This is a genomic window from Pedobacter sp. AC464 (assembly GCF_979253075.1).
In genome coordinates this window covers 589300-602707 of the sequence record NZ_CEEDBV010000002.1, presented here as the reverse complement: position 1 = coordinate 602707, position 13408 = coordinate 589300, and the positions used below count along the sequence as shown (strand labels likewise).

Annotated in this window: 14 protein-coding genes; 9 read left to right on the top strand and 5 right to left on the bottom strand. The window is 39.5% G+C overall.

The features are described 5' to 3' along the window. Position 1: 1 nt before the first annotated feature. Together AC0IWT_RS13315 and AC0IWT_RS13310 are read right to left on the bottom strand one after the other, a co-directional pair. The gene (locus tag AC0IWT_RS13315) at positions 2-574 is read right to left on the bottom strand and encodes a murein L,D-transpeptidase catalytic domain-containing protein (RefSeq protein WP_471797538.1); all 573 of its coding nucleotides are present in this window, start codon (positions 572-574) and stop codon (positions 2-4) included. A 14-nt stretch (positions 575-588) separates the two neighbouring features. Continuing rightward, a complete protein-coding gene (locus AC0IWT_RS13310; protein ID WP_056869766.1) occupies positions 589-951 on the bottom strand; it encodes a DUF1304 domain-containing protein in 363 nt (120 codons plus the stop codon). A gap of 162 nt (positions 952-1113) precedes the next feature. Here AC0IWT_RS13310 and pruA point away from each other — a divergent pair, with 162 nt between their 5' ends. Beyond that, entirely contained in the window at positions 1114-2748 is a 1635-nt protein-coding gene (gene pruA, locus AC0IWT_RS13305) for an L-glutamate gamma-semialdehyde dehydrogenase (RefSeq protein WP_471797537.1), read from the top strand. Positions 2749-2866: 118 nt separating this feature from the next. After that, a complete protein-coding gene (locus tag AC0IWT_RS13300) occupies positions 2867-3832 on the top strand; it encodes a phytanoyl-CoA dioxygenase family protein (RefSeq protein WP_471797536.1) in 966 nt (321 codons plus the stop codon). 125 nt (positions 3833-3957) lie between these two features. On the opposite strand, the gene AC0IWT_RS13295 is transcribed toward AC0IWT_RS13300, so the two are convergent. From AC0IWT_RS13295 to AC0IWT_RS13285, 3 genes are all read right to left on the bottom strand, one after another. Then, a complete protein-coding gene (locus AC0IWT_RS13295) occupies positions 3958-4614 on the bottom strand; it encodes a carbonic anhydrase (RefSeq protein ID WP_056869769.1) in 657 nt (218 codons plus the stop codon). Between the two features lie 5 nt (positions 4615-4619). Beyond that, positions 4620-6224: a SulP family inorganic anion transporter gene (locus AC0IWT_RS13290; protein ID WP_471797535.1), complete on the bottom strand. Its 1605-nt coding sequence runs from the start codon at positions 6222-6224 to the stop codon at positions 4620-4622. 136 nt (positions 6225-6360) lie between these two features. Further along, complete coding sequence (locus AC0IWT_RS13285; protein WP_471797534.1) at positions 6361-6705, bottom strand: hypothetical protein; 345 nt, start codon at positions 6703-6705, stop codon at positions 6361-6363. 358 nt (positions 6706-7063) lie between these two features. Here AC0IWT_RS13285 and AC0IWT_RS13280 point away from each other — a divergent pair, with 358 nt between their 5' ends. From AC0IWT_RS13280 to AC0IWT_RS13250, 7 genes are all read left to right on the top strand, one after another. Next, positions 7064-8605 (top strand): acyl-CoA carboxylase subunit beta, encoded by a 1542-nt coding sequence (locus AC0IWT_RS13280; RefSeq protein ID WP_471797533.1) that lies wholly within the window; start codon positions 7064-7066, stop codon positions 8603-8605. 89 nt (positions 8606-8694) lie between these two features. Beyond that, positions 8695-9852, top strand: coding sequence for an MFS transporter (locus AC0IWT_RS13275; protein WP_056869773.1), 1158 nt, complete (start codon positions 8695-8697; stop codon positions 9850-9852). A gap of 1 nt (position 9853) precedes the next feature. After that, on the top strand, positions 9854-10270 hold the full coding sequence (locus tag AC0IWT_RS13270; protein WP_471797532.1) for a GNAT family N-acetyltransferase: 417 nt from the start codon (positions 9854-9856) through the stop codon (positions 10268-10270). A gap of 127 nt (positions 10271-10397) precedes the next feature. After that, positions 10398-11513, top strand: a complete 1116-nt coding sequence (locus tag AC0IWT_RS13265) for a M42 family metallopeptidase (protein WP_471797531.1) — start codon at positions 10398-10400, stop codon at positions 11511-11513. Between the two features lie 110 nt (positions 11514-11623). Further along, on the top strand, positions 11624-12313 hold the full coding sequence (gpmA, locus tag AC0IWT_RS13260) for a 2,3-diphosphoglycerate-dependent phosphoglycerate mutase (RefSeq protein WP_471797530.1): 690 nt from the start codon (positions 11624-11626) through the stop codon (positions 12311-12313). A gap of 111 nt (positions 12314-12424) precedes the next feature. After that, a complete protein-coding gene (locus AC0IWT_RS13255) occupies positions 12425-12892 on the top strand; it encodes a hypothetical protein (RefSeq protein ID WP_471797529.1) in 468 nt (155 codons plus the stop codon). A 2-nt stretch (positions 12893-12894) separates the two neighbouring features. Further along, entirely contained in the window at positions 12895-13311 is a 417-nt protein-coding gene (locus tag AC0IWT_RS13250) for a DUF1801 domain-containing protein (protein WP_471797528.1), read from the top strand. Positions 13312-13408: the final 97 nt, after the last annotated feature.

Here is a 13408-nt window from a genome sequence, read left to right as displayed (position 1 = left end):
TTTAGATATAAATCCAAAGTAATACGGGCTTTTTCTTTGTTTTTAAAAGGTTGTCAATCTTTTTCATCGTTCCGTCAGATAAAACCGGACACCCTGCACTTTGGCCGAATAAGGTTTGAGGAAAAATTTCCCGGTCAGGAACTGGCGTGTAGGAATGCAAAACCACAATTCTTTTAAAAGCATTATAGTTGGTTTCTTCTAACCCATGCATTTTGTAATGGATGTTAATTCCCCAGTTACTGTAAGAACGACCTTTTACTTTATATTTTCCCAGAGAAGTGCAGTTACTTTCAATTTTATTGCTAAACATTGGTTTTACCGGCGTACTACCACCGCCCACGCCATGGGCACAAAGTCCTGCTATGATGATTTCTTTTTGCTTAAAATTGTAAACAAAGATTCGGTTCTTCCCAGAGTGGATACTCATATCGATCATGATGCAAACCGAAGTATCCATATTGTTTTTTTGGCAAAACCATAATGCGGTTTTGATTTTTGAATCGCTCAGTTTATAGCTGGAAGCCGGTTTAAAACTTAAGATCGCAAGTACCGCAAGGACTGAAAAAAATCTCATGCTTTAAATTTATACTACTTTAAATGCAATAAAATTAAAGCAACCAAAGCCGGAATCGACTGTACATAAAGAATCTTTTTGCTTGCGGTTGCAGCACCGTAAATGCCGGCAATAATAACGCAGCACAGAAAAAATATCGCGACATAAAATTTCCACTGCTCATTTTCAATACATAAAGACCATATTAATCCTGCAGCCAAAAAGCCATTATATAAGCCTTGGTTGGCAGCCAGTGTCTTTGTTGGTGCAAATAATTCTTTTGGAATGGTTTTAAAAACTTTCGGGGCTTTAGTAGTCCAGGCAAACATTTCCAGCCAGAGAATATAAATGTGAATGAGGGCAATTATGCCGATAATAATTTGTGCTGCTAGTTGCATTTTTGTTTGATTTGCTAGGTTGAAGATACAATAAAATCAGGTTATTTAATGCACTAGGTTTTCGCAGGCAAATTTGAGTTTATGCCTGGTATTTCTTTACAGAATAATAGAATAGCATCCCTCAAAAAGCCTTATCTTTGTACAAATCATAAAAAATAACATATGCTTAAAGGATTTTTTAACGTACCCGCTCCGGTAAACGAACCTATATTAAATTATGGTCCAGGCAGCAAGGAACGTGCGCTTTTGAAGGAGGCACTTGCTGAGGCTCGCTCACACCAACAAGATATTCCGATGTATATTGGCGGGAAGCAAATTCATACCGAAAAAAAGGGGAAAGTTGTTCCTCCGCATGATCATCAACATATTTTAGCCCAGTTTAGCATTGGCGATAAAAACCATATATCACAGGCTATTGATGCAGCCCTGGCTGCAAAGCAAGATTGGGAAAACCTTTCCTGGGAACATAGAGCAGCAATATTTTTAAAAGCTGCAGATTTAATAGCTGGCAAATACCGTTATAAATTAAACGCTGCCACAATGTTGGGGCAGAGCAAGAATGCCTATCAGGCAGAAATTGATGCGGCTTGTGAACTGATTGATTTCTTGCGTTTCAACGTAAGTTATATGGCAGATATTTACAAGCAACAACCTCCTGTTTCGCCTCGTGGAAGCTGGAATCGCGTAGAACAACGCCCGTTAGAAGGCTTTGTTTTCGCTTTAACACCTTTTAATTTTACGGCTATCGCCGCAAATTTACCGGCATCTGCAGCAATGATGGGTAATGTTGTGGTTTGGAAACCTGCGGACACCCAGGTATATGCAGCTAACCTTTTGATGGAGATTTTTCGCGAAGCAGGTTTACCTGATGGCGTTGTAAATTTGGTTTATGCCGACGGACCGGAAACTGGCGAAGTTATCTTCAATCACCCAGATTTCGCAGGTATTCATTTTACAGGTTCTACAAAAGTTTTTCAGGAGATATGGAAAACGATTGGCACAAACATCCACAAATACAAATCTTATCCTCGTATTGTTGGCGAAACCGGTGGGAAAGATTTTATTCTGGTTCACCCGTCTGCACAAACAGATATTGCAAGTACAGCGATTGTTCGTGGTGCTTTTGAATATCAAGGACAAAAATGTTCTGCGGCCAGCCGTGTTTACATTGCAGAAAGCCTCTGGCCAGAAATTAAAGAACAAATGTTGCGTGATATTGCTTCATTTAAAATGGGTGGTACCGAAGATTTCACAAACTTCATCAATGCCGTTATCGATGAGCGTTCATTTGACAAGCTGGCTAAATATATAGACCAAGCAAAGAAAGATGCAGGGGTAGAAATTATTGCCGGTGGTAATTACGACAAAAGCAAAGGTTATTTTGTAGAACCGACGGTTTTAGTAGTTAACGACCCAAAATATACGACCATGTGCGAAGAATTATTCGGGCCGGTTTTAACTGTATATGTTTATGCTGATAAAGATTTCGATTCAATATTGGAAGTAATTGATACCACTTCGCCATATGCCTTAACCGGGGCATTAATAGCGCAAGACCGTTATGCTATTGATAAAGCAAGCCATGCTTTGCGCAATTCGGCAGGTAACTTTTACATCAACGATAAGTGTACAGGCGCAGTTGTTGGACAACAGCCTTTTGGTGGTGCCAGAGGTTCGGGTACGAACGATAAAGCAGGCTCGATGATAAACTTGTTGCGTTGGGTTTCTCCACGCACAATTAAAGAAGTTTTTGAATCGCCAACTGATTACCGGTATCCGTTTTTAGCTGAAGATTAAACACATTTTTACCTATAAAACCCCTGCAAAAAGCAGGGGTTTTATTATTTTAGCGACAAATTTTTTAAACTAATCTGTGTTCATGATTTGTGAATAGGTTAGCATAATGCACTTAGCCATGATACAATCAAACTTTCCTTGGGTGGAATCACCATTTTTTAGCGAAATCATAAAGACAAAAAATCTCAGTGAGGAACAAAAAAAACTTGCAACCGATTACAACAGAGATGGCTATGTAGTCTTATCTGATTTTTTGCCGATTGATTTAATAGACCGCGTTAGAAAAGATGCAGAAGAAATTGGCTTTAACAAAGATTTTCCGATTAAAACCTACCGGGATGAGCAGCGGATTCAGGATTTCTGGAAGGCATCAGCGGCGAGTAAAGAGTTGGCCTCTTATCAACCCCTGTTGGATTTGCTCTCCATGCTTTATGGGAGGGAATCTTTTCCATTCCAGACTTTAAACTTCTGTGTTGGTTCTCAGCAAAGAGCGCATTCAGATACGATACATTTCAGCTCGCTTCCTGCTAAGTTTATGTGCGGCGTTTGGGTTGCTTTGGAGGATGTAACTGAAGAAAATGGTCCACTATTTTATTATCCCGGGTCGCAACGCCTGCCTGAATATAATTTCTCCCAAATAAAGGAAGGCGCAAAAAGTACTTCTTATGAAGATTATAAGGATTACGAAGATTTTATGGCGGAGATTGTAAAAGTAAACGGTTTAGAAAAAAAGGTGTTTCATGCAAAGAAAGGCGATGCCCTAATCTGGTCGAGTAATATTTTACATGGTGGTTCACCCGTACTAAAGGAAGGCTCCAGTCGTTGGTCGCAGGTTACGCACTACTTTTTTAAAGATTGCTACTATTACACGCCAATGTTAAGCAATATGGTTACCGATGAGTTAAATTTAAGAAACAATTTGGTTAACATTGCCACCGGAGAAAAAGTAAGCCCAAGTTACAATGGAGAGCGGCTCAGTTACTTAAAAACAAATAAAACGCAGTATATTTTCAATAATCCGGGCAATAGAATGCAGGGTTCTTTTAGTTTGTTACTCCGTAACTTATTTAGAAAAAACAGATAATTTTCGGCAAGGCCTAGTTCAAGCTATAATTGAAATATACAGCCAGTCAATATGCAGTTACAAAAAAAGCCCCGAAGTAAAATCGGGGCTTTTCGTTAAAGAAAAAAGCTGTACTTAAACTGTGTTTATCCTACTTTAAATGCAGGTGTAACATCATCAAGGCAGGTACAGGTAACTTCCATATCTTTAATTATTCCTGTTTGCAGACTGTAAACCCATGCATGTACAGCCAGTTCCTGGCCTTTAGACCATGCGGTTTGCACAATCGAAGTGTTCATTACATTTGAAGCTCCCTGGATGGCATTTAATTCTACCAACCTGTCAAATCTCTGGTCTGCATCTTCGATTGCCGCCATTTCGCCTTCATTCATGCGGTAAACATCACGGATGTTTCTCAACCAGTTGTCGATAATGCCAACTTGTTTGTTGCCTAAAGCGGCTTTAACGCCTCCACAGCCGTAATGGCCACAAACAATAACATGTTTCACTTTTAACACATTTACAGAATAATCCAACACTGAAAGCATGTTCATATCGGTGTGTACTACAACATTTGCAATATTGCGATGCACAAAAATATCACCTGGTTTAGTATTTGTAATTTGATTCGCCGGAACGCGGCTATCAGAGCAACCAATCCATAAAACCGGTGGACTCTGGCCGGCAGAAAGTTTATCAAAGAAAGCAGGGTCTTTATCGATCATATCTTTCACCCAGTCTTTATTTCCCTGCAATAATTTATCGTATGTTATATCTTTTGTTTCAATTGTTTTTGCGCACATAAATTCTATTTATTAATGTCTTCTACTATTTTGTTAGTTAATTTTGGTACAGTGTAATGTTTCTGTACGTTTTCTAAGGTTACGATAATGCCTTTTGTATAAGCATTGTGTTTGTAATTAAAAATGGTTTCCAAAACATCAGGGTCTATGTATCGGGCATTTGTTCCATCTATAATAACATTTGTTTCTCTAGGAATATTCGTTAAAACCACTTGTATTGCTGCCTTGTTTAAAAAGGAAACCTCTTCCGCCAGTTTAATTCTGATATTCTTTTTATCGCCATCATTGGTAATTCTGTAAAAGAATGGATTACGCATGTTTGTGCGCAGCAGATAGAAAATTGACACCAGCATACCAACCGCAACCCCTTTCAGTAAATCGGTAAACAGAACCGCTAAAACAGTTACCACAAAAGGGACAAACTGATCCCAACCTTTGTGGTACATGTGTTTAAACAAGCTCACCCTGGTTAACCTATACCCGGTAACAAGCAAAATTGCCGCTAAACAAGACAATGGAATTAAATTAATTACCTGTGGAATAAAAAGCAAGGAAAGCAATAACCACACGCCATGAAATATTGCCGACATTTTTGTTCTGCCTCCGGCATTTACATTGGCCGAGCTTCGAACAATTACCGACGTCATTGGCAAACCACCAACCATCCCGCTGGCAATGTTACCAATGCCCTGCGCCATTAGCTCTCTGTTTGTAGGCGTAACGCGTTTAATCGGGTCAATTTTGTCAACGGCTTCGATGCTTAACAATGTTTCTAAACTCGCTACAACAGCAATTGTTGCGGCAACAATGTAAACGTTCTTATTAGCCAGCTGAGAGAAATCGGGCATGGTAAATAAGCCCATAAATTCGCCGAAACCATTTACAACAGGTATTTTAACCATTTGGTCGGCACGCAGTGGATACGCAGTACCCGCAAAAATGATGGTGCCGATTATGCCCAAAACCACCACCAGCAATGGTGCAGGCACAACTGCCAGTTTAGGAAACTTTGGCCAGATAAGTAATATCGCTATGGACAAAAGGCTTATAACAACTGCTGCCAAACTAAAATGGCTTAACGCTGCGGTAATTGCCGAAAACGTATTTTCATGGTCTTGCTGAAAAAATCCTTCATCACCACTAAAATCAGTATCAACGCCTAAAGCATGAGGAAGCTGTTTTAAAATCAAGATTAAACCAATTGCGGCCAGCATGCCTTCAATTACGCTCGAAGGGAAGTAATTGCCAATTGTTCCGGCTTTTACTAAACCCAAAAATAATTGAAAAACACCTGCCAAAACAACGGCTAGCAGAAATGTAGGATAAGTGCCTAATGAGGTTATTGCACCCAAAACAATAACCGTTAAACCTGCAGCAGGCCCACTTACGCTCAGCTGCGAGCCGCTAAAGGAGGCAACAACGATGCCGCCAATAATCCCGGTAATTAAACCGGCAAATAATGGTGCGCCCGAAGCCAGCGCAATTCCCAAACATAATGGCAGGGCCACTAAAAATACCACAATACTTGATGGTAAATCTTTCTTTAAATTCTTTTTAAGAATATATTTTTTTACATCCGAACCTGAAAAGGCCGGGTTAAACTTTTGCATAACGATATAATTATCTAATAAATTTAACGAATAAATCGTGGTTTAACAGCGAAAAAATAATGGATAGCTATACCCAATTAGCGTATATTCTGTGCTATCCTAAAATAATCGAGAAAGTGCTGTTAAACTGAAAAAATTAGATAATGTTAGGCGGAGGTGTTGGAACCGTAGGGTGGTAGGGCTCAACATATCTTTTGAAATGCTCAATAAAACTGCTTTTCAAAATAAAATGACTGGAGGAGAACTCGTAAGAAAAAATTGGATGGTTTAACTCAACAAGTTTAAAATCGGTGAACTTGGATGTGTCTTTGGCGGCATCCTTTCCGCCATCATGCTCTAACTCAATTTGCATGATTACGGCGTTCATAATTTCCTTATCAATACAGGTACAAAAAACCGGAGCGCCAGAAATTACCATCTTCGCACTGAAGATGAGCATAAATGCGGCAACGATTAAATACTTGTATTTCCTTAAAAACATTCGTTTTTTCTTTAGTTGTGTTTTAAAGTCGGATACAAAAGTAAACGGATAATTGGTTTTTCAATACTTTAAGGTGTAAAAAAATTGCAATATAAACTTTGTTGCGTTCGCTAATCTCTTTTTTTAATACCTTGCAATTGTTTTTTCGAAAGCACTTGTTCAGTTCGTTGTCGGTTAAAGTGGGCCTGCCATTTGCTAAATCTTTTTGGGTTCGTAACCGGTAGCGAAGGCTTCAATACCAAAAAGGATATCGCTTCTGTCAGGCTTAACAACAAAGATTGTAGTGCTTAGCAACAGCCTGGCCAAACCGTAAATTGCCGGTCAGGATTTTAATTTAAATCTGTTATCAACCAAATATATGGATAAGAAAATAGCCTTACTTCAAGATAAAATTAATCAGGCACAACTTGGCGGTGGCCAGGCGAGAATAGATAGTCAGCATAATAAAGGCAAACTTACAGCAAGAGAACGGATTCACTTCTTAATGGATGAAGGCTCTTTTGAGGAAATTGGTATGCTCGTTACCCATCGCAGTACCGATTTTGGCATGGAACGGGAAAAGTATCTAGGAGATGGTGTAATAACCGGATACGGCACGATAAACGGGAGGCTTACTTATGTTTTCTCGCAGGATTTCACGGTTTTTGGGGGTTCGCTATCAGAAACGCATGCCGAAAAAATTTGCAAATTGATGGATATGGCTATGAAAAATGGCGCTCCGTTAATTGGGCTTAATGATAGCGGTGGCGCCCGAATTCAGGAAGGTGTTGTTTCGCTGGGTGGCTATGCAGATATTTTTTATAAAAATGTTCAGGCTTCGGGCGTCATCCCGCAGTTGTCGGCAATAATGGGTCCGTGTGCGGGTGGTGCAGTGTACTCGCCTGCAATTACCGATTTTATTTTAATGGTAGAAAATACCTCTTATATGTTTGTAACTGGTCCGAATGTGGTTAAAACCGTTACACATGAGGAGGTTACTTCCGAAGAACTTGGCGGCGCAAGCACCCATGCAACTAAATCGGGTGTAACGCATTTCGCCTGTGCCAATGAGATAGAAGCCATTACACATGTGAAAAAGCTATTAAGTTACATGCCTCAAAACTGCGAGGAAACAGCCGGGCATTCACCCTACGAACCCAGTGATGAAAGCAGGCCCGAACTTAACACTTTTATGCCCGAAAATGCTTCACAACCTTATGATATTAGAGATGTAATTTCAGCGGTGGCCGACCCTGATTCTTTTTTGGAGGTACACAAAGATTTTGCTGAAAATATTGTTGTCGGTTTTGCTCGTTTGGCAGGCAGGAGTATTGGAATTATTGCTAATCAACCAGCTTATCTGGCTGGCGTTTTAGATAGTAATTCCTCAACGAAAGCGGCTCGTTTTGTTCGCTTTTGCGATTGCTTTAATATACCCTTATTGGTGTTTGAAGACGTGCCGGGTTTCCTTCCCGGAACCGATCAGGAGTGGAACGGAATCATCACTAATGGCGCAAAGTTACTATATGCTTTTAGCGAAGCCACAGTGCCACGCATAACAGTTATCACCCGCAAAGCTTACGGTGGTGCATATGATGTGATGAACAGTAAACACATTGGAGCCGACATGAATTATGCCTGGCCAAGTGCGGAAATTGCAGTAATGGGTGCAAAGGGTGCAGCGGAAATCATCTTTAAAAAAGAAATTACTTCTGCCATAAATCCGCAGGAAAAATGGCTCGAAAAGGAAAAGCTTTATTCCGATATCTTCGCAAACCCTTATCGTGCTGCCGAACGTGGCTTTATCGATGAAGTTATAGAGCCCTCGCAAACACGTTTAAAGTTAATAAAAGCTTTTAAAATGTTAGAAAATAAGGTAGTAAACAGTCCTCGCAAGAAACACGGAAATATACCTTTGTAACAACGATGGCGCTAAAGCAGCAAGGAGAAAATGAATGATTAGGATTGCCTTGCTTACGCCGCCACACGCTAATTTTACTTCGAACTTAAATGTTGAAAAGAGCCGATATTTTGTTGATGGCCTTTTGCACAGGCCTAATTGTTGCAAATATTTATTACTGCCAGCCTTTGGTAATTTTGGTTGCCAAAGATTTCAACCTTACAGAAAGCTACGCCGGTCGCATTACCTACTTAACCCAAATTGGTTATGCTTTTGGTTTATTTCTTTTAGTCCCTCTTGGCGACATGTTCGAGCGTAAGAAACAGATTTTAGTAATAACCGGTTTTGCTATTCTGGCGCTCCTGGTTGCGGCGCTTTCAAAAACGTTTTTCCTGCTCGAGATTGCTTCGGTTTTAATCGGAGCTTGCTCCATTGTTCCTCAACTTATTTTACCGCTGGCGGCAAATTTAAGTTCTGATGAGAATCGTGGTGCAAATATCGGCATGATTATGAGTGGTTTACTGGTTGGTATTCTGGCATCAAGGGCCGTGAGCGGGAGTATCGGCTTCTGGCTAGGTTGGCGGGCAATGTATTATATTGCTGCAGGCATTTGTGCATTACTAATTGCTTTAATGGCCAAACGTTTTCCACAAAGTTACCCGGGTTTTAAAGGGAGTTATAAAGAGTTAATGACTTCCATGTTTAGCTACATTAAAACACAGCCAGTATTACGGGAAACCTCCATCATCAATTTCCTTGCCTTCGCAATTATAAGTGCCTTTTGGACAACCATGGTATTGTTTCTTGCAAACCCTCCGTTCAGTTTTCAAACTTTGCAAATTGGTTTGTTTGGCATTGCCGGTGCAGCGGGCGCCTTGGCAGCACCTTTGGTTGGAAAACTTAGCGATGGAAACAATCCTCGCAAAAATCTGATGATTGGTTTCATTTTACAGATTGTCAGCATTGCGCTGTTTTACTTTACCGGCAGCCATTTATACCTTTTTGTAGTTGGTATCGTTCTTATTGATATCGGCCAGCAGGCCATTCACGTAACCAACCAGACAAGAATTTACACCTTAATTCCGGAAGCAAGAAACAGGCTAAATACCATATTTATGTCGGTAAGTTTTATTGGCGCAAGTTGTGGCTCAGCGCTTGGCTTATTCCTTTGGGATAAAGGCGGCTGGAGTTTATTTTGCTACGGTATGGCAGCAATCATTGTCCTAAATATTTTAATTTACAAATTCTACGGAAACAAGAAATCTTAATTTGGAAGCACTAGTTCAGATAGAGCAAATTTTCCCCTCGTTAACCTGGCGAATCAGGCACGAAGCGATGTATCCCGATATGCCTTTCGATTCTGTAAAGCTAAAGGATGATTTTGACGGTGTGCATTTTGGTTTGTATGCTGATCATAAATTAACAGGTGTTGTGTCTCTGTTTTCGCAGGGCGATGTTTATCAATTCAGGAAACTTGCGGTTTTACCAGCTGCTCAAAACCTGGGCTACGGCACTAAACTGATGGAATATATCTTAGACTTTTGTAAAATTCAGCGGGCAACGGCGCTTTGGTGCAATGCTCGTGTTAATGCAAAAGATTTTTATTTTAAATTTGGCTTCTCCGAAACGGAAGATACCTTTTTTAAAGATGGTTACGATTTTGTAGTCATGGAGAAAGAATTTTAGATTGTAGGTTTACAAACCGCAATTTAAAACCAAAAAGATCATTATAGTAAACACAAATAAAATTAGGTTAGCGAAAAGGATTTTTTATCTGTAATCCACAATCGTAAATCTGAAACCTTAAATAAATATGGCTAAGAAAAAAGAAGACGACAAGAAAAAACACGTTGCAGTTGTAACTAAAAAATCGTTACAGTTTCTTGAAGAATACATAAATAATCCTGCCCCTACAGGTTATGAATGGGAAGGACAGAAACTTTGGTTAAACTACCTAAAGCCTTATATAGACGAGCATTTTGTTGATAATTACGGCACAGCAGTTGGTGTAATTAACCCAAAAGCTGCCTTTAAAGTTGTTATAGAAGCACACGCTGATGAAATTTCATGGTATGTAAATTACATCACAAATGATGGTCTGATTTATGTAATCCGCAACGGTGGTTCCGATCATCAAATTGCGCCATCGAAGCGTGTTAATATTCATACAGAAAAAGGTTTGGTTAAAGCTGTATTTGGCTGGCCGGCAATTCACACCCGCCATGGTGAAAAGGAGCAGGCACCGGAACTAAAAAACATCTTTTTAGATTGTGGCTGTACTACGAAAGAAGAAGTGGAAAATTTAGGCATCCATGTTGGCTGCGTAATTACATATGAGGATGAGTTTATGGTTTTGAACGACCGCTACTATGTAGGCAGGGCGCTCGATAACCGGGTGGGTGGTTTTATGATTGCCGAAGTTGCACGATTGTTAAAAGAAAACAAGAAAAAACTGCCTTTCGGCTTATACATCGTCAACTCGGTTCAGGAAGAAATTGGTTTACGCGGGGCGGAAATGATTGCTCAGCGCATTAAGCCTAACGTTGCAATTGTAACCGATGTTACACATGATACCACAACGCCAATGATTAACAAAAATACTCAAGGCGATTTAGCTGCGGGTAAGGGGCCGGTACTTTCATATGCGCCGGCGGTTCAAACTAACCTGAACAAGTTGCTAATAAAAACGGCAGAGAAAAATGAAATTCCATTCCAACGTCAGGCATCATCACGTTCTACCGGAACCGATACCGACGCCTTTGCTTACTCAAATGGTGGCGTTCCATCGGCATTAATTTCTTTGCCTTTGCGTTACATGCATACAACTGTAGAAATGGTGCATAAAGAAGACGTTGATAATGTTATTAGCTTAATATACCAAAGCTTACTAAACATTAAAGACGGACAGGATTTTAGAGAATTCAAATAGCATTCCTCATTAATTGCGAGAAGCAACGAGATGGACTATTCTTTGTAAAAAGGTCTGAGGTTAATTTCTTAGACCTTTTTTTTGGAAAACCCGTAAAAAAATGGCTGAAAATGAAGAAAATTGTATTGATACGACACGGCCAAAGCATCTGGAATTTGGAGAATCGTTTTACAGGATGGACAGATGTAGACTTGTCTGAACAGGGTTATCTGGAAGCGAAAAAGGCTGGAGAAATTTTGAAAAAACACGATTACAATTTCGACATCGCTTTCACTTCCCTTTTAAAAAGGTCCATAAAAACGCTCCACATCATTTTGGAACAACTCGACCACATTTGGATTCCTGAACATAAAACATGGCATTTGAATGAACGCTTTTATGGGGCTCTGCAGGGACTAAACAAAGATGAGACGACTGCAAAATACGGTTTAGAGCAGGTAAATAAATGGCGGAGAGATCCGGATGAAGAACCACCCGCAATAACTACATCCGACCCCCGGTATCCCGGTAACGATTTGCGCTACCAATCGCTTACTGCTGCGCAACTACCTTTAACCGAGAACTTGAGCCAAACAATTGCCAGGGTGCTCCCATTTTGGAATGAAGAAATTGTGCCGGCAATAAGTAAAAATGAAAAAGTAATTATTTCAGCACATGGTAACAGTTTAAGGGCATTAATTAAATACCTCGACAACCTGGATACTGAAGAAGTAACCGCCCTGGAAATTCCGACGGGTACGCCCTTGGTTTATGAGTTAGACGATAATTTACAGAAGATTCGCCATTACTATTTGGATTGAAATGTTAAGGTTTAAATCAGATTTTTTCAACATTATCGTTAGCTTTAATTATCAGCAAATTGATCTTCGTATTTTTGTTCACTATTGAAAACTGAAAAATTTAATAACTACATGCAATATCTCAGTAAAAAGAAACTCTTCCTTGCCCTGATGGCGGTTCTATTTGTGTCAGTTTCGGCCAAAGTAGAACCAAGGAAAAAAAACATAGATGAACCCTGCGAAAGCGTTATCAAATACTATATTAAAGCAGGAAAAGAGAACAACAAAGCGTTCAAAGTAAATGCTGAAATTATTGTTAATCCGATTAATTTAATTAATGTCGATTTAGAAATCTCAAATCAGCCACGATCGAAATTCGACATCATTATTGATTCGTTTGATTGCACCCTAAATGCTGATTTAACCAAAGGTTTTGCACTTTATAAAGGCTACATCAAACATGAGAACGGAGATGCCACGAACTCAATCCTAAAAATTTCAAGAGACGAACAAGGCAAATTGACAATTTCTAATGCAGATCCAGAGCAAACGGGCAGCTTAGTATTGTATGTTGATAAATGGGAGGTTTTTAAAAACTAACTATGACAACTAACAAAACAACAGAAAACGACAGTTGCGTAACTGCATTTTTAAATACAATTACGGATGAAACTAAACGCAAAAACAGCTTCGATTTAGTTGCGTTGTTTGAAAATGTTTCGTCTTTTAAAGCCAGAATGTGGGGCAATGCGATAGTTGGATTTGGAAGTTATCATTACAAATACGAGAGCGGCAGAGCGGGCGATGCACCACTTGCAGGTTTTTCGCCGCGAAAAGATAATTTTGCACTCTATTTCTCATCCGATTTTGAAGATAAGGATCAGCTTTTAGCAAATTTGGGCAAACATAAAACCGGCAAAGCTTGTGTTTACATTAAAAAACTAGACGAGATTAATATTGATATCTTAAAACAGATGATTATAAATTCTATAGCAAGCCTTAAAAGCCAATACGGTTAAAATTTAGTTTTCCCTAAAATCACACTTTGCGTAACTTGTAAATTACCAGTTACGCTGCAGGTTTAGGTGTTTATTTTGCAATATTTGAATGTCAAAT